Annotated in this window: 10 protein-coding genes and 1 pseudogene; all 11 read left to right on the top strand. The window is 35.2% G+C overall.

From position 1 onward, the window contains the following. The first annotated feature begins 30 nt into the window (after positions 1–30). The gene (gene vncR, locus HMPREF1115_RS08660) at positions 31–687 is read left to right on the top strand and encodes a response regulator transcription factor VncR (protein ID WP_000697942.1); all 657 of its coding nucleotides are present in this window, start codon (positions 31–33) and stop codon (positions 685–687) included. After that, on the top strand, positions 684–2,006 hold the full coding sequence (vncS, locus tag HMPREF1115_RS08655; protein WP_000831387.1) for a sensor histidine kinase VncS: 1,323 nt from the start codon (positions 684–686) through the stop codon (positions 2,004–2,006). Before vncR ends, vncS begins: the two co-directional genes overlap by 4 nt. A 145-nt stretch (positions 2,007–2,151) precedes the next feature. After that, entirely contained in the window at positions 2,152–3,033 is an 882-nt protein-coding gene (locus HMPREF1115_RS08650; protein ID WP_001018995.1) for a class II fructose-bisphosphate aldolase, read from the top strand. A gap of 415 nt (positions 3,034–3,448) precedes the next feature. After that, positions 3,449–4,162, top strand: a complete 714-nt coding sequence (locus HMPREF1115_RS08645) for a DUF5986 family protein (protein ID WP_000429394.1) — start codon at positions 3,449–3,451, stop codon at positions 4,160–4,162. 26 nt (positions 4,163–4,188) lie between these two features. After that, positions 4,189–5,349, top strand: coding sequence for an XRE family transcriptional regulator (locus HMPREF1115_RS08640; protein WP_000939332.1), 1,161 nt, complete (start codon positions 4,189–4,191; stop codon positions 5,347–5,349). A 60-nt stretch (positions 5,350–5,409) separates the two neighbouring features. Beyond that, positions 5,410–7,824 carry an nSTAND3 domain-containing NTPase gene (locus tag HMPREF1115_RS08635; protein WP_000351016.1) on the top strand — a complete coding sequence of 805 codons (2,415 nt, stop codon included), beginning with the start codon at positions 5,410–5,412 and terminating at the stop codon, positions 7,822–7,824. A 245-nt stretch (positions 7,825–8,069) separates the two neighbouring features. Next, a pseudogene (locus HMPREF1115_RS12365) lies at positions 8,070–8,231 on the top strand (phosphoglycerate mutase); the annotation flags it as partial. Between the two features lie 317 nt (positions 8,232–8,548). Further along, the gene (locus HMPREF1115_RS08630; RefSeq protein WP_001240819.1) at positions 8,549–9,541 is read left to right on the top strand and encodes an ABC transporter ATP-binding protein; all 993 of its coding nucleotides are present in this window, start codon (positions 8,549–8,551) and stop codon (positions 9,539–9,541) included. 1 nt (position 9,542) lies between these two features. Beyond that, positions 9,543–10,361 carry an ABC transporter permease gene (locus tag HMPREF1115_RS08625; RefSeq protein ID WP_000240160.1) on the top strand — a complete coding sequence of 273 codons (819 nt, stop codon included), beginning with the start codon at positions 9,543–9,545 and terminating at the stop codon, positions 10,359–10,361. Position 10,362: 1 nt separating this feature from the next. Continuing rightward, a complete protein-coding gene (locus HMPREF1115_RS08620; RefSeq protein ID WP_000760724.1) occupies positions 10,363–11,148 on the top strand; it encodes an ABC transporter permease in 786 nt (261 codons plus the stop codon). 431 nt (positions 11,149–11,579) lie between these two features. Next, on the top strand, positions 11,580–18,032 hold the full coding sequence (locus HMPREF1115_RS08615) for a S8 family peptidase (RefSeq protein WP_000750019.1): 6,453 nt from the start codon (positions 11,580–11,582) through the stop codon (positions 18,030–18,032). The last annotated feature ends 273 nt before the right edge of the window (positions 18,033–18,305 follow it).

Below are 18,305 nucleotides of genomic sequence, written 5' to 3'. Positions count from 1 at the left end.
AAATTTAAAGGAATGTGAAACGTTTTTTCTATGAAAATTTTAATTGTAGAAGATGAAGAGATGATCCGTGAGGGAATCAGTGACTATTTGACGGATTGTGGTTATGAAACCATTGAGGCAGCAGACGGTCAAGAAGCTCTGGAAAAATTTTCCAGCTATGAAGTAGCCCTAGTTTTATTGGATATCCAAATGCCCAAGCTTAATGGCCTCGAAGTCCTAGCGGAGATTCGTAAAACCAGTCAGGTCCCTGTCCTGATGTTAACCGCCTTTCAGGATGAGGAATACAAGATGAGTGCTTTTGCTTCTCTAGCAGATGGTTATCTGGAAAAGCCCTTCTCTCTCTCCCTTCTAAAAGTGAGGGTGGATGCAATTTTCAAGCGCTACTACGATACGGGACGAGTCTTCTCCTATAAGGATACCAAGGTAGACTTTGAAAGCTATAGTGCAAGCCTCGCAGGTCAAGAAGTGGCCATTAATGCCAAAGAGTTGGAAATTCTGGACTATCTGGTGAAAAATGAAGGACGGGCCTTGACCCGTTCTCAGATAATCGATGCCGTTTGGAAGGCAACAGATGAGGTTCCCTTTGACCGTGTCATTGATGTCTATATCAAGGAACTGCGGAAAAAGCTAGACTTGGATTGTATCCTCACGGTGCGCAATGTCGGTTATAAATTGGAGCGAAAATGAAACGAACAGGTTTATTTACAAAGATTTTTAGCTATACCTTCTCGATTTTTAGCCTTCTGGTTATTTGTCTTCATTTAGCCATTTATTTTCTCTTTCCCTCTACTTATCTGAGCCATCGTCAGGAAACCATTGGCCAAAAAGCGACTGCTATTGCCCAATCCCTAGACGGAAAAGATAGACAAAATATTGAACAAGTATTAGACTTGTATTCCCAGAGCAGTGATATCAAAGGAGCTGTCAAGGGAGAAATGACCGAAGACAAGTTAGAAGTCAAGGACAACCTTCCTCTGGACACGGATCGCCAGACCACTTCTCTCTTTATCGAGGAGCGTGAGGTGAAAACGCAAGATGGTAGCACCATGACTCTGCAATTTCTAGCTTCCATGGATTTGCAAAAGGAAGCAGAGCAAATTAGCCTCCAGTTTCTTCCCTACACCTTGCTGGCATCCTTTCTGATTTCCCTCTTGGTAGCCTACATCTATGCTCGGACTATTGTTGCCCCGATTTTGGAAATCAAGCGGGTGACTCGTAGAATGATGGAACTAGATGCTCAAGTGCGATTGCGCGTGGATTCTAAGGATGAGATAGGTGATCTCAAGGAACAAATCAATAGCCTTTACCAGCACCTTTTGACTGTTATTGCGGACTTGCATGAGAAAAATGAAGCTATTCTCCAACTTGAAAAGATGAAGGTCGAGTTCCTACGAGGGGCCTCTCATGAATTGAAAACACCACTGGCTAGTTTGAAAATCCTAATCGAAAATATGAAAGAAAATATCGGTCGTTATAAGGATAGAGACCACTATCTGGGAGTAGCCTTGGGAATTGTGGACGACCTCAGTCACCACGTTCTTCAGATACTTTCTCTTTCTTCTGTTCAAGAATTGCGAGAGGAGAAGGAGAACATTGACCTACTCCAGATAACGCAAACTCTGGTTAAGGATTATGCTTTGCTCGCCAAGGAGAGAGAGCTTCAGGTAGACATTAGCCTAACCCATCAGCAGGCTTACATAAACCCATCTGTGATGAAACTAATCCTATCGAATCTCATCAGTAATGCTATCAAGCACTCCACTCCAGGTGGCCTGGTCCGCATTGGAGAAAGAGAAGGAGAACTCTTTATCGAGAATAGCTGTAGTCCTGAAGAACAAGAAAAATTGGCCCAGTCTTTTTCTGACAATGCTAGTCGCAAGGCCAAGGGTTCAGGGATGGGACTCTTTGTGGTCAAAAGTTTATTAGAACATGAGAAATTATCTTATCATTTTGAGATGCAAGATGATCGCTTGACCTTCTTCATACGTTATCCCAAAGTCACTTAGGACTAAGAAAAAGAAAGGGTTTACATTTATTGGATTGGAAGAAATTCAATCTAAAGTATGGGAAAAACTAGCTTTTTTTATCAAAAAGTGATAAAATGAACAATGTAAATGGGATGTCCCAAAAAATATATAGGAGGCCTGACAAATGGCAATCGTTTCAGCAGAAAAATTTGTCCAAGCAGCTCGTGACAACGGTTATGCAGTTGGTGGATTTAACACAAACAACCTTGAGTGGACTCAAGCTATCTTGCGCGCAGCAGAAGCTAAAAAAGCTCCAGTTTTGATCCAAACTTCAATGGGTGCTGCTAAATACATGGGTGGTTACAAAGTTGCTCGCAACTTGATCGCTAACCTTGTTGAGTCAATGGGTATCACTGTACCAGTAGCTATCCACCTTGACCACGGTCACTACGAAGATGCACTTGAGTGTATCGAAGTTGGTTACACTTCAATCATGTTTGACGGTTCACACCTTCCAGTTGAAGAAAACCTTAAATTGGCTAAAGACGTTGTTGAAAAAGCACACGCTAAAGGTATCTCAGTAGAAGCTGAAGTTGGTACTATCGGTGGTGAAGAAGACGGTATCATCGGTAAAGGTGAATTGGCTCCAATCGAAGACGCTAAAGCAATGGTTGCAACTGGTATTGACTTCTTGGCAGCTGGTATCGGTAACATCCACGGTCCTTACCCAGCAAACTGGGAAGGTCTTGACCTTGACCACTTGAAGAAATTGACAGAAGCTCTTCCAGGCTTCCCAATCGTATTGCACGGTGGTTCAGGTATTCCTGATGACCAAATCCAAGCAGCTATCAAACTTGGTGTTGCGAAAGTTAACGTTAACACTGAATGTCAAATCGCATTCGCTAACGCAACTCGTAAATTTGCTCGTGACTACGAAGCAAACGAAGCAGAATACGACAAGAAGAAACTCTTCGACCCACGTAAATTCTTGGCTGACGGTGTAAAAGCTATCCAAGCATCAGTTGAAGAACGTATCGACGTATTCGGTTCAGAAGGTAAAGCTTAATCTAGCTGAACAATACAGATGAAACCTGCCTGTGAAGGTGGGTTTTTTGTGTTTTCTTTTATAGAGAATATACTAAAGACTACTATATCCAAAGTTGTTAAACGAATGTAATTTTTTACAATGATTCTAAGACTACTCTTAGCGAACGAATATAACAGCTTTAAACCTGTTTTCAAAAGAAATCACTGCCTTTCCCAAAGTAAATTGGAACACCTAATTTTTAGGAATACAGAGTAGCTAAATTAATGATAGAACTTTTATTCAAAATAACAATATGATTTTTCTAGTTTCGTGATCTAAGTATTAAAGGTATCCAAACAGATTAGGGAGATAAAATAATAATAAAAACCAATAATAGTTGACTTTTTTGAAAGAAAATCTTAAAATAAGACTATAAATTTCAATGAGGTGCTCTATGGAAAATTTACCAACCAAAATCTTTAAGTTTGCTCAAGTATTTTCAACAAATCGCAAGAAAGATATTGAAAAAATATATTCTGATAATGAGTTCGAGACTAAAAATAGTCGTCATAGTTTAAATTGGGATTTTATCTATCGAGATATTGCAATTATTGCTCAATCAAATGGATTAGTTTCACCTGTTATGCATATGGGGGCTCTATGGACAGCGAGAGGTGTAATTATCGAGGGAATCTTGTATGTTTTTATGATGCACAATAGATTTGAAGACGTTACTGAGAATTACGAAAAACATCACTATCTTACTTGTATAGCACGTTCAAAAAATTCCCATTTAAATGGAAAAGAGAAGGGTACATTGTCAATTGAATTATTTAACGACCTAGATAACGATGAGTTGAGCGAATCGCAAATTGCGCAATCGAAGAAGTTGTTAGGAGAGTTTTATAATTTAATTGATGAGATTAGAGTTATTACATTTGATAAGAAGACCCAAGAAGTGAGCGTTAACCAAGTAAATGCCTTTTGTGAATTTATTGATGCTGTAAATATCACAGAATTTGATTTTACAAAACTTGAAGAAGATGGACGTGGAAATAATCCTGAAAAACCTCTTGTTGCATTGAAATCTGACGTACAGAGACAATTGGAGTCCCAAAAGCATGTTAGTCTTTATGTTGAAAAAAAGGAAGAGAATGCTAAATTATGATATTTTATATAAAATAGGTGTAAATAATGCTTCAGATTAGTTTTAATGGTGCTCGCTTAAAAGAGGCAAGACTTTTTAACAAAAAAAGTATTACTCAGATTGCAGAGTTTTTAAACGTTTCAAAACAAATGGTTTCTAAATATGAAAAAGGACGAGCAACGCCAAGTGAAGAATCGTTAGAAATATTGGAAAAGAAATTAAAGTTTCCGAGAGATTTCTTTTTTGGAAATGATAATTTTAGCTTAAGTTCTACAGGCACATTTTTTAGAAGTCGTTACACAGCGACTCAAACAGAAAAAATGCCTGCAGAAATAAATAAAAACTATGTTGCTTTAATAAGAGATTATTTGGGAGAATTTATTGATTTTCCAAATCTTGACTGGGGTCTTTCTGGCTTAGACTATACCCCACAAGAATACGCAAGCTACATAAGAGAGAAATGGGAACTTGGAGATAGACCAATTGATAACTTGTCGTTGTTGATGGAGGAAAAAGGTTTTGTTATTTCTAGAATAGACACTCAGAGTGATAAAGTTGATGCTTTTGGTTCAGCTGTTAAAGTAAATAATAATGAGTATTATGTTGTTATATTAGAAGGGACAGAGTATTCATTCTATCGTCAGCAGTTTAGTTTAGCCCATGAATTAGGACATTGGTTAATGCATGAAAATTGTAAGTCGCCTCAAGACATGGGAGCAATTGAATATAAGCAAATGGAAGACGAAGCAAATGAGTTTGCGGCTGAATTTCTATTGCCAATGGATTCGTTTAAAGCTTCTATCATTGGGCATGAAAATGATCTAGAGTACTACAGGTATCTAAAAAGAATTTGGCAAGTTTCAATTAGTATGATGATAATGCGTGCTAAGTCGTTGAATATCATAGATTCTAATGAGTATACAAACTTGTATAAGAAACTTAGTTACAGAGGTTGGAGAAAAAATGAGCCGTTAGATTCAACAAAATTGATTAGCAATCCTCTATCTTTAAAACAGTCAGTAGAGCTATTAGTGGAAAATAGAATTGTGATGGACATATCTGCTGATATTTATAGAGTATACAATAAATTGTTGCCTAATTTTTTAATTGAGGATTTATGTGGCTTAGAGGCAGGATATCTTGATGAACTGAATGATAGGTATCCAAATATTATTAGTCTTACTAAAGAAAGAATAAGAAGATTATAGAATAGTCCGAAGCATAATATGTGATTAAACATTTGTAGGGATTTTAGAATTAGGAGAACTATGGATATTGGTATTCGTGCTGATGGAATGACTACATCAGACTTTGAAAATTTTGCTATTGAGATTGTAAAGAAAAAATTTGAAAATAAGAGTTTACATGGATTTAAGGAAGGGAGAGATGCCGGTATTGATGGAATAGATGATATCAAATCTCCTACTCTTATTATTCAAGCTAAACGGTGGCAGGTAACAAAAAATAAGACTACAGCCGTAAAACATTTAAAAGAAGAAATTGATAAAATTGCTCTGACGAAAGAAAAATATGGTTGGGTGACGGATTTTAAATATGTTATTGTTACAAGTATGGGGTTATCCCCTGCAAACTTAAAGGAGATTCGTGATTACGCAGATGAAATTATTCCTAATGCAATTCCGACCGATGATTATATTATTTACTCATCTACGTTAACCACTCTTTCTCAACAGAAAGAATATAGAGATGTTTTTATGGATTATGGATTGTTGGAGAAAGATATTTCAATTATCCTGAAGAGTGATCGACTGAAATCGGTAGAAGCAGAATCACAGGAATATTTTTCAGATTTTGATTCTAAATATTTTGTTGAAACGTCTTTTCTAGGGGAAGCATATCATATTTTACAAAGGGAACATATTGTATTAATTCAAGGACCAGCGGGAATTGGAAAAACAACAACTTGTTCAATGCTAGGAAATTTATTTTTAAATAATGATGATAATGTCTTTGATGTTATTGTTCGTAGAGTCGAGGAGATTAACGAGGTTCTCAAATTATATCATGAAGTTTATAGGGGGAGCGAAGATAGGAATCTTTTTGTAGTTTTTGATGATTTCTTAGGACGTAATAAGTTTGATGTTGAAGAGAGGATACTGCAAGATATAAGAAAACTATATTCCGCATCAACTTATACTAATAATCTCTTTATCTGTTTAAATTCTCGAACTCAAATTGTTCAAGATGCAACATCAATGAATTCTGAGTTTCAAAAACTAATAAATGAAAAGTTTTCAGAGGAAAGAAAATTTATTATTGATCTATCTAAGTACTCGGATGAAGAAAGAGCCCATATCTTTAGGAAAGTTTTTAAACGAAAAGCACACTATCTTGAAAACGATGACAAGAAAGAGCTTGTAGAAAAATATAACGATCTTATTGGACGAGATTGGACAAGAATTGTACAACATCGAAATTACTTTCCTAGGTTAGTAGAATTAATAGCAAATAATTTTAAGGATTCTAACGAAAATTTTTATGATTATGTAGTATATAATCTTGAGCATCCTAATCAGCTTTACAATAATTTATTTAACAATCTGAAGGATGAAGAAAAATATTTGTTATTTTCTTTATTACGATTCGATAGCTTCCCTATCAAAGAAGAGTGGTTGATAGACTCACTGCATGCTTTGGAACTTAATCCAACATTTGATTTTAAGAAATCGTTAAAAAAGCTTGATGGTTCATGGGTTACTTTTAAAAAAGAAAATTTTGATGATGACAGTATGGTAGACTTTTTTAATCCTAGCATAATTGATTTTTTAAATGATAAATTAAAAGAGTATCCCAAAATAACTGAAGAAATAACTGAGAACTCTATTTACCTTCACCAATTATGTAAAGGGGTCGATGGTTATGTATGGCGTGAATTAAATGAGTCGCAGAATATATTTTTTAGTAAACTACTAGATGATTGGGAGTACTTTAAGGATAAAGATGATTTTATTGGCGAAAAAATCCTATCCATTATATATTTAAATCAATTTTCAAAATTTAAGACTGATTTTGAGGAGTTGCTGAGAATATATGATGGGCGGAATAATTTAAATATTTATCTGAATGGGTGGAGTGATATTATTAGTCAGATTTATTTTTCTGATAATAAAGCAATGAAAAGAGTATTTCTGAGTATTCTTGATGATAAAAGTGTTTTAGATAAACTAGTAAATAGTCCTTATCTTGGCTCGGAAGAACTAGATGATATTGTAAATACAATAAGTGAGATAATTTATGAGGTAAGTATAGCAGATGATGATTATCAAGAAGGTTCTTTAAAAGAGATGTACTGCTATAGCGTTTTTAGACAGAAAAAAATTGAGTTACTCCAAGATTATTTAGACAGTAGTAGCACTTTGGAAAAGGAAGACGTTGATTGTACTTATGACCCAGATGGTTTTGATTTGGATTGGGAAGTCGAAGAACAAATATCAGAATTTGAAAATAGAATAACAGAGAAGTTATTAGGAGGGGGCTATGAATGGGATGATATCTCAGTAGAAAATTTTGATTATTCAAGTTTACAATACCATCTTGAAGAATATTTGCAGTGGAAATATGATAGCATTTTCTACGAAGATGAAGCCTATGATAGATGGAGAGATTCTCAACTGGAAGAAAGGGTGACATTAGAAAGTATTTTAAACAAACCATTGTTATAGTTTAGAAAGTAAGGTGCTAGACTAATCTCAGAAGTCACTAGAATCTTTCAGACACAACCTATTTTTTGTACAATAATATTCTGAAAAAAACTAAAATAATATAGCATTGGCTTTCTAGTTTCATTCTTGTGTTTTAGTCTCTACATTTGTATTTCACAAAATCAGTTTACAAAAAGAAAATGAATTAGTAACATCTATCAGTCAAAAATTTGTAGTTAATAGACATCTAATGAATGTCTATGATATCAGAAAAAACGATTTTACTTAGTTCACACGGGAATTTGATAGGAATACTACTACATCACTTTGATTCCAGTTTTGATTATGAAAAATGGGAGCAGATGACCTTTCCAGATTGTTTTCTAATTGATAGAAATGGGATTGTGAAAAGAATTATGAAAGATTAGTTCTTTGATTAAATAGTGATTCATATTGATCAAAATAGTTTGCCTTTTTACAATTCGTAGCCTGCCCTTCTGGGCAGGTTTTGTTGGTGTTTTAAGTAAACTACTAAACCAGAATTTTTGATTAATACTATTATTTTAAGAGAGAAATCTCTAATTTCATAATCTATAGGCAAACGCTTGCATTCTATTTTTTATTGGACTATAATAGGTTGGTATAAAGCCTTCTGTAATAATATTGAGAAGGTGTAGAAAGTAAGGATTTAGATATTTGTAGTCAACAATACAATGTTACAATTCCTTGCGATAGGGAGAGATTTATGGCAATGATAGAAGTGGAACATCTTCAGAAAAATTTTGTGAAGACAGTCAAGGAACCTGGTTTGAAGGGAGCTTTGCGCTCCTTTATTCATCCTGAAAAGCAGACCTTTGAAGCGGTCAAGAATTTAACCTTTGAGGTTCCCAAGGGGCAGATTTTAGGATTTATCGGGGCAAATGGTGCTGGGAAGTCGACAACCATCAAAATGCTGACAGGGATTTTGAAACCGACATCGGGTTATTGTCGGATCAATGGTAAGATTCCGCAGGACAATCGTCAGGATTATGTCAAGGATATTGGAGTGGTCTTCGGACAACGCACCCAGCTATGGTGGGATTTGGCTCTGCAAGAGACCTATACGGTTTTGAAAGAGATTTACGATGTGCCAGACTCGCTCTTCCATAAGCGCATGGACTTTTTGAATGAAGTCTTGGATTTGAAGGAATTTATCAAGGACCCCGTGCGGACTCTTTCACTTGGTCAACGGATGCGTGCGGATATTGCGGCTTCCTTGCTTCACAATCCTAAAGTTCTCTTTTTAGATGAGCCGACCATTGGTTTGGACGTTTCGGTCAAGGACAACATTCGCCGAGCTATCACTCAGATTAACCAAGAGGAAGAAACCACCATTCTCTTGACCACTCATGATCTAAGCGACATTGAGCAGCTCTGTGATCGAATTTTTATGATTGACAAGGGGCAGGAGATTTTTGATGGAACGGTTAGCCAGCTCAAGGAAACCTTTGGCAAGATGAAGACTCTTTCCTTTGAACTGGTACCAGGTCAAAGTCATCTCCTTTCTCACTATGAAGGCTCTTCGGATATGACCATTGATAGACAAGGAAACAGTCTCAATATTGAATTCGATAGTTCCCGCTACCAGTCGGCTGATATTATCAAGCAAACCCTGTCTGATTTTGAAGTCCGTGATTTGAAGATGGTGGATACGGATATCGAGGATATTATCCGTCGCTTCTATCGAAAGGAGCTCTAAGATGGTCAAATTGTGGAGACGTTATAAACCCTTTATAAATGCAGGTGTTCAGGAGTTGATCACCTATCGAGTCAACTTTATTCTCTATCGGATTGGCGATGTCATGGGGGCTTTTGTTGCTTTTTATCTCTGGAAGGCTGTCTTTGATTCTTCGCAGGAGTCTTTGATTCAGGGCTTTAGTATGGCAGATATAACCTTCTACATCATCATGAGTTTTGTGACTAATCTTCTGACCAGGTCGGATTCTTCCTTTATGATTGGTGATGAGGTCAAGGATGGTTCCATTATCATGCGTTTGTTGCGACCGGTGCATTTTGCGGCCTCTTACCTTTTCACCGAGCTTGGCTCCAAGTGGTTGATTTTTACCTCTGTTGGACTGCCATTTTTAAGTATGATTGTCTTGATGAAAATCTTATCAGGACAAGGAATTGTAGAAGTACTGGGATTAACCATCCTTTATCTCTTTAGCTTAACCCTAGCCTACCTGATCAATTTTTTCTTTAATATCTGCTTTGGATTTTCAGCCTTTGTGTTTAAAAATCTATGGGGTTCCAATCTACTCAAGACTTCCATAGTTGCCTTTATGTCTGGGAGTTTGATTCCCTTGGCTTTCTTTCCTAAGGTGGTTTCAGATATTCTGTCCTTCTTGCCTTTTTCATCCTTGATCTACACTCCGGTCATGATCATTGTTGGAAAATACGATGCCAGTCAGATTCTTCAGGCGCTCGCTTTGCAGTTTTTCTGGCTCTTAGTGATGGTGGGCTTGTCTCAGTTGATTTGGAAACGAGTCCAGTCCTTCATCACCATTCAAGGAGGTTAGTATGAAAAAATATCAACGCATGCACCTGATTTTTATCAGACAATACATCAAGCAAATCATGGAATACAAGGTTGATTTTGTGGTTGGTGTTTTAGGTGTCTTTCTGACCCAAGGCTTGAACCTCTTGTTTCTCAACGTCATCTTTCAACATATTCCATCCCTAGAAGGCTGGACTTTTCAAGAGATAGCTTTTATTTATGGTTTTTCCTTGATTCCCAAGGGACTGGACCATCTCTTTTTTGACAATCTCTGGGCTCTGGGGCAACGTTTAGTGCGAAAAGGAGAGTTTGACAAGTACCTGACGCGTCCTATCAATCCTCTTTTTCATATTCTGGTTGAGACCTTTCAGATTGATGCCTTGGGCGAACTATTGGTCGGTGGAATTTTATTAGCGACAACAGTATCAAGCATTGCTTGGACTCTTCCAAAATTCCTGATTTTTCTAGTCTGCATTCCTTTTGCGACCTTGATCTATACTTCCTTGAAAATCGCGACTGCCAGTATCGCTTTTTGGACCAAGCAGTCAGGAGCCATGATTTACATTTTCTATATGTTTAATGACTTTGCCAAGTACCCGATTTCCATTTACAATTCGCTCCTTCGTTGGTTGATTAGCTTTATCGTGCCTTTCGCCTTTACGGCCTACTATCCTGCCAGCTATTTCTTGCAGGAAAAGAACGGACTCTTTAATATCGGTGGGTTGATTTTGATTTCCCTTGTTTTCTTTGTTATTTCTTTAAAACTCTGGGACAGGGGCTTGGACGCCTACGAAAGTGCGGGTTCGTAAGAGATAAGATAGGATGAGAGTTAAAAATTAAATATGTTACAAACAACCGTTGAAAATTATAGCGGTTGTTTTTACATATTTATTTAAGTATAAGTTGTATCCATCCCCCCTTTTTGCGATTTTGGTAGTTATTCCGGTTAATTGATAATATTTTTGATGGTAGGAATGAGTTTATATTGTAGCCAGTTAACTATAATATTTATTGACTAGACTATTTGTTAACATGGATTAAAAAAAAAATTAACCTGGGTTAATTTTTCTTGACTTAAATTTTTTTAATTGATATACTGTTTTTCAGAGAGCTAACAATTATATATAAATGTACTACTCTACCCCACTAGATGATACGTCATAAAACTTTTTATAACAAAGGCTAGCAAGGTTAAAGTTTTCTATCTATTGGGTTTAAAATAAAAAATTAAGGAATTAAAATGAAAAAAAGTACGGTATTGTCATTAACTACTGCTGCAGTTATTTTAGCAGCATATGCCCCCAATGAGGTAATTTTAGCAGATGCACCTAGTTCTGAAGATGCTTTAAGAATTTCTGATAAAGAAAAAGTAGTAGCAGATAAAGAAAAAGTAGTAGCAGATAAAGAAACAGAAAACAATGAACAATCTGAAGAACTTCATAATGTTATAGAAACTTCAAAGGATACTGAGGAGAAGAAGACAACAGTTATTGAGGAAAAAGAGGTTGTTAGTAAAAAGTCTGTGATAGACAAAAAAACTAGTAACGAAGGAGCAAGTATCAAAGAAGACTCCAATCAATCCCAAGGAAATGATGCGGACTCATTTGTAAATAAAGATACAGAAAATCCGAAAAAAGAAGATAAAGTTGTCTATATTGCTGAATTTAAAGATAAACAATCTGGAGAAAAAGTAATTAAGGAACTATCAAATCTTAAGGATACAAAAGTTTTATATACCTATAATACGATTTTTAATGGCGCTGCCATTGAAACAACTCCAGATAATTTGGACAAAATTAAACAAATAGAAGGTGTTTCGTCGGTTGAACGATCACAAAAACTCCAACCAATGATGAATCATGCCAGAAAGGAAATTGGAGTTGAGGAAGCTATTGATTACCTAAAGTCTATCAATGCTCCATTTGGGAAAAATTTTGATGGTAGAGGTATGGTCATTTCAAATATTGATACTGGAACAGATTATAGGCATAAGGCTATGAGGATTGATGATGATGCCAAAGACTCAATGAAATTTAAAAAAGATGACTTAAAAGGCACTGATAAGAATTATTGGTTGAGTGATAAAATCCCTCATGCGTTCAATTATTATAATGGTGGTAAAATCACTGTAGAAAAATATGATGATGGAAGGGATTATTTTGACCCACATGGGATGCATATTGCAGGGATTCTTGCTGGAAATGATACTGAAAAAGATATCAAGAACTTTAATGGCATAGATGGAATTGCGCCTAATGCACAAATTTTCTCTTATAAAATGTACTCTGACGCAGGATCTGGGTTTGCAGGTGATGAAACAATGTTTCATGCTATTGAAGATTCGATCAAACACAATGTCGATGTTGTTTCGGTATCATCTGGCTTTACGGGAACCGGTCTTGTAGGCGAGAAATATTGGGAGGCTATTAGAGCATTAAGAAAAGCTGGAATCCCAATGGTTGTTGCTACAGGTAACTTTGCGACTTCTGCTTCAAGTTCTTCTTGGGATTTAGTAGCAAATAATAATCTGAAAATGACAGATACTGGAAATGTAACACGAACCGCCGCACATGAAGATGCGATAGCGGTCGCTTCTGCTAAAAATCAAACCATTGAGTTTGATAAGGTTAACATTGGAGGACAAAGTTTTAAATACAGAAATATAGGGGCTTTTTTCGATAAAAACAAAATCCTAACAAATGAGGATGGCTCAAAAACTCCAAATAAATTAAAATTTGTATATATAGGCAAAGGTCAAGACCAAGATTTGATAGGCTTGGATCTTAAGGGCAAAATTGCAGTAATGGATAGAATTTATACCAAGGATTTAAAAGATGCTTTTAAAAGAGCTATGGATAAAGGCGCACGTGCCATTATGGTTGTAAATACTGTAAATTACTACAATAGAGATAATTGGACAGACCTTCCAGCTATGGGATATGAAGCGGATGAAGGGACTACTAGTCAAGTATTTTCAATTTCAGGAGATGATGGTGTAAAATTATGGAACATGATTAACCCTGATAAAAAAACTGAAGTCAAAAGAAATAATAAGGAAGATTTTAAAGATAACTTAGAACAATACTATCCAATTGATATGGAAAGCTATAATTCTAATAAACCGAATGTAGGTGATGAAAAAGAAATTGACTTTAAATTTGCAGCTGACACAGACAAAGAACTTTATAAAGAAGATATTATAGTCCCAGCAGGGTCTACATCTTGGGGGCCAAGAACAGACTTGCTTTTAAAACCGGATGTTTCAGCACCTGGTAAAAATATTAAATCCACTCTAAATGTTATCAATGGTAAATCCACTTATGGTTATATGTCAGGAACTAGTATGGCAACTCCAATCGTAGCAGCTTCTACTGTTTTGATTCGACCAAAATTAAAGGAATTGCTTGAAAGACCTGTCTTGAAAAATCTTAAGGGAGATGACAAAATAGACCTTACAAGTCTTACAAAAATAGCTCTACAAAATACTGCAAGACCTATGATGGATGCAACCTCTTGGAAAGAAAAGAGTCAATACTTTGCATCACCTAGACAGCAGGGAGCGGGGCTAATTAATGTTGCCAACGCTTTGAGAAATGAAGTTGTAGCAACTTTCAAAAATACAGATTCTAAAGGTTTGGTAAATTCATATGGTTCCATTTCTCTTAAAGAAATAAAAGGTGATAAAAAATACTTTACAATTAAGCTTCACAATACCTCAAACAGACCTTTAACCTTTAAAGTTTCTGCATCAACTGTAACTACAGATGCTCTAACTGATAGGCTAAAACTCGATGAAACATATAAAGATGAAAAATCTCCGGACGGGAAGCAAATTGTTCCAGAAATTCACCCAGAAAAAGTCAAAGGAGCAAATATCACATTTGAGCATGATACTTTCACTATAGGTCCAAATTCCAGCTTTGATTTAAATGCGGTTATAAATGTTGGAGAAGCTAAAAACAAAAATAAATTTGTAGAATCATTTATTCATTTTGAGTCAGTGGAAGAAATGGAAGCTCTAAACTCCAACGGTAAGAAAAGAAACTTCCAACCTTCTTTGTCGATGCCTCTAATGGGATTTGCTGGGAATTGGAACCACGAACCAATCCTTGATAAATGGGCCTGGGAAGAAGGATCAAAATCAAAAGCAATGGAAGGTTATGATGATGATGGTAAACCAAAAATTCCAGGTACCTTAAATAAGGGGATTGGTGGAGAACATGGTATAGATAAATTTAATCCAGCAGGAGTTATCCAAAATAGAAAAGATAAAAATACAACATCCCTAGATCAAAATCCAGAATTATTTGCTTTCAATAACGAAGGAATCAACGCACCTTCATCAAGTGGCTCTAATATTGCTAAAATCTATCCTTTAGATTCAAATGGAAATCCTCAAGATGCTCAACTTGAGAGAGGATTAACGCCTTCTCCACTTGTATTAAGAAGTGCAGAAGAAGGGGTGATTTCAATAGTAAATACAAATAAAGAAGGAGAAAATCAAAAAGACTTAAAAGTCATTTCGAGAGAACACTTTATTAAAGGAATTTTAAACTCTAAAAGAAATGATGCAAAGGGCATTAAATCTTCTAAGCTAAAAGTTTGGGGTGACTTGAAATGGGATGGACTCATTTATAACCCTAGAGGTAGAGAAGAAAATGCCCCAGAAAGTAATGACAAAAAAGATCCTGCTACTAAGATACGAGGACAATTTGAACCGATTGCGGAAGGCCAATATTTCTATAAATTTAAATATAGATTAACCAAGGATTACCCATGGCAGGTTTCCTATATTCCTGTAAAAATTGATAACACCCCTCCAAAGATTGTTTCAATTGATTTTTCAAACCCTGGAAAAATTAAGTTAATTACAAAGGATACTTATCACAAGGTCAAAGAGCAATATAAGAATGAAACGCTATTTGCGAGAGATCAAAAAGAACATCCTGAAAAATTTGACGAGATTGCCAACGAAGTTTGGTATGCTGGGGCCGCTCTTGTTAATGAAGATGGAGAGGTTGAGAAAAATCTTGAAGTCACTTATGCAGGTGAGGGTCAAGGACGAAATAGAAAACTTGACAAAGACGGAAATACCATTTATGAAATTAAAGGTGCAGGAGATTTAAGAGGAAAAATCATTGAAGTGATTGCATTAGACGGTTCTAGCAATTTCACAAAGATTCATAGAATTAAATTTGCTGATCATGCTGATAAAAATGGGATGATTTCCTATTATCTAGTAGATCCTGATCAAGATTCATCTAAATATCAAAAGCTTGGCGAGATTTCCGAATCTAAATTTAAAAATTTAGAAAATAGAAAAGAGGATAGTCTTAAAAAAGATACAACTGAAGTAGAACATCATCAAGAAAATGAAGAGGCTACCGAAGAAAAATCTAGCTTGACTATTCATAAAACAATTTCAACAATTAGAGATTTTGAAAGCAAAGACTTAAAGAAACTCATTAAAAAGAAATTTAGAGAAGTTGATGACTTTACAAGTGAAACTGGTAAGAGAATAGAGGAATACGATTATAAATACGATGATAAGGGAAATATCATTGCTTATGACGATGGTAGTGCCTTACAATATGAAACTGAAAAACTTGATGAAATCAAATCAAAAATTTATGGCATTCTAAACCCATCTAAAGATGGACACTTTGAAATTCTTGGAAAGATCAGTAATGTTTCTAAAAATGCCAAGGTATATTATGGAAATAACTATAAATCGATAGAAATCAAAACGACCAAGTATGATTCCCACTCAAAAACGATGACATTTGATTTATACGCTAATATTAATGATATTGTGGATGGATTAGCTTTTGCAGGAGATATGAGGTTTTTTGTCAAAGATGATGATCAGATAAAAGCTGAAACTAAAATTAGAATGCCTGAAAAAAATAAGGAAACTAAAGCAGAATATCCGTATGCATCAAGTTATGGGAATGTAATAGAATTAGGAGAAGGAGATCTTTCAAAAAATAAACCAAACAATTTAACGGACATGGAATCTGGTAAAATCTATTCTGATTCAGAAAAACAACAATATCTATTAAAGGATAACATCATTCTAAGAAAAGGCTATGCACTAAAAGTGACTACCTATAATCCTGGAAAAACGGATATGTTAGAAGGAAATGGAGTCTATAGCAAGGAAGATATAGCAAAAATCCAAAAGGCCAATCCTAATCTAAGAGTCTTATCAGAAACAACAATTTATGCTGATAGTAGAAATGTTGAAGATGGAAGAAGTACTCAATCAGTATTAATGTCGGCTTTGGACGGCTTTAACATTGTAAGATATCAAGTGTTTACATTTAAAATGAATGATAAAGGGGAAGCAATCGATAACGATGGCAATCTTGTGACAGATCCTTCTAAACTGGTATTATTTGGTAAGGATAGTAAAGAGTACACAGGAGAGGATAAGTCCAATGTAGAAGCTATAAAAGAAGATGGCTCTACGTTATTTATTGATGCAAAACCAGTAAATCTTTCAATGGACAAGAACTACTTTAATCCATCTAAAACTAATAAAATTTATGTACGAAATCCAGAATTCTATTTAAGAGGTAAGATTTCTGATAAGGGTGGTTTTAACTGGGAGTTGAGAGTTAATGAATCGGTTGTAGACAATTATTTAATCTACGGAGATTTACACATTGATAACACTAGAGATTTTAACATTAAGCTTAATGTTAAAGACGGTGACATCATGGACTGGGGAATGAAAGACTATAAAGCAAACGGATTTCCAGATAAGGTAACAGATATGGATGGAAATGTTTATCTTCAAACTGGCTATAGCGATTTGAATGCAAAAGCAGTTGGAGTACACTATCAATTCTTATATGATAATGTAAAACCTGAAGTAAGCATTGATCCTAAGGGAAATACTAGTATCGAATATGCTAATGGAAAATCTGTAGTTTTTAACATCAATGATAAGAGAAATAATGGATTCGATGGTGAGATTCAAGAACAACATATTTATGTAAATGGAAAAGAATACAAATCATTTGATGATATTAAACAACTAACAGATAAGACACTAAACATTAAGATTGTTGTAAAAGATTTTGCAAGAAATACTACCGTAAAAGAGTTCATTTTAAATAAAGACACGGGAGAGGTAAGTGAATTAAAACCTCATAGGGTAACTGTGACCATTCAAAATGGAAAAGAAATGAGTTCAACGATAGTGTCGGAAGAAGATTTTATGTTACCTGTCTATAAGGGTGAATTAGAAAAAGGATACCAATTTGATGGTTGGGAAATTTCTGGTTTCGAAGGGAAAAAAGACGCCGGCTATGTTCTTAATCTATCAAAAGATACCTTTATAAAACCTGTATTCAAGAAAATAGAGGAGAAAAAGGAGGAGGAAAATAAACCTACTTTTGATGTATCGAAAAAGAAAGAAAAAACACAATCTGATTCAACTAATGATGTCAATAGTATTGTTTCTGATGAAAATGATAAAAACTTTGAAATTAACAAGAACGTTTATCTAAATGAAGAAGGGAACTTAACTAATAAAAATACCAACATCAATAGTAAATCAACTAGTAACAATCCTAATGAGTTGCCAAAAACCGGAACAGCAAGCGGAGCCCAGACACTATTAGCTGCCGGAATCATGTTTATAGTAGGAGCTTTTCTTGGATTGAAGAGAAAAAATAAAGATTAAGACAAAAGCTATAGAAAAAATAAAGATTAAGACAAAAGCTATAGAAAAAATGGTTTATGTACTGAGATTAGATAGTGAGGAGGTGACATAGTTTTGTGAAAGTATTGATTTATAAATATATTATTTAGATTTCTATGAAAATGGGAGATTTAAAAGAGATATATGTAAAAGCCTTGTCTCAGGACAGGCTTTTTCTAATGGAGATGGGTTCTGTTTAAAATCCATTTCTTCGGCTTATAAAAATATAAATACAAACGGTTGTTTATATTTTGT

The organism is Streptococcus oralis SK610, from assembly GCF_000257455.1.
GTDB lineage: Bacteria > Bacillota > Bacilli > Lactobacillales > Streptococcaceae > Streptococcus > Streptococcus oralis_CB.
The sequence above is the reverse complement of the archived record's forward strand: the minus strand, read 5'-3'. Positions and strand labels throughout refer to the sequence as shown.

Excerpts from the sequence above, each read along its gene's own strand:
- vncS (WP_000831387.1), top strand. The coding sequence starts at position 684 with ATGAAACGAACAGGTTTATTTACAAAGATTTTTAGCTATACCTTCTCG.
- vncR (WP_000697942.1), top strand. The coding sequence starts at position 31 with ATGAAAATTTTAATTGTAGAAGATGAAGAGATGATCCGTGAGGGAATC.
- HMPREF1115_RS08625 (WP_000240160.1), top strand. The coding sequence starts at position 9,543 with ATGGTCAAATTGTGGAGACGTTATAAACCCTTTATAAATGCAGGTGTT.
- HMPREF1115_RS08645 (WP_000429394.1), top strand. The coding sequence starts at position 3,449 with ATGGAAAATTTACCAACCAAAATCTTTAAGTTTGCTCAAGTATTTTCA.
- HMPREF1115_RS08615 (WP_000750019.1), top strand. The coding sequence starts at position 11,580 with ATGAAAAAAAGTACGGTATTGTCATTAACTACTGCTGCAGTTATTTTA.
- HMPREF1115_RS08630 (WP_001240819.1), top strand. The coding sequence starts at position 8,549 with ATGGCAATGATAGAAGTGGAACATCTTCAGAAAAATTTTGTGAAGACA.
- HMPREF1115_RS08650 (WP_001018995.1), top strand. The coding sequence starts at position 2,152 with ATGGCAATCGTTTCAGCAGAAAAATTTGTCCAAGCAGCTCGTGACAAC.
- HMPREF1115_RS08635 (WP_000351016.1), top strand. The coding sequence starts at position 5,410 with ATGGATATTGGTATTCGTGCTGATGGAATGACTACATCAGACTTTGAA.
- HMPREF1115_RS08640 (WP_000939332.1), top strand. The coding sequence starts at position 4,189 with ATGCTTCAGATTAGTTTTAATGGTGCTCGCTTAAAAGAGGCAAGACTT.
- HMPREF1115_RS08620 (WP_000760724.1), top strand. The coding sequence starts at position 10,363 with ATGAAAAAATATCAACGCATGCACCTGATTTTTATCAGACAATACATC.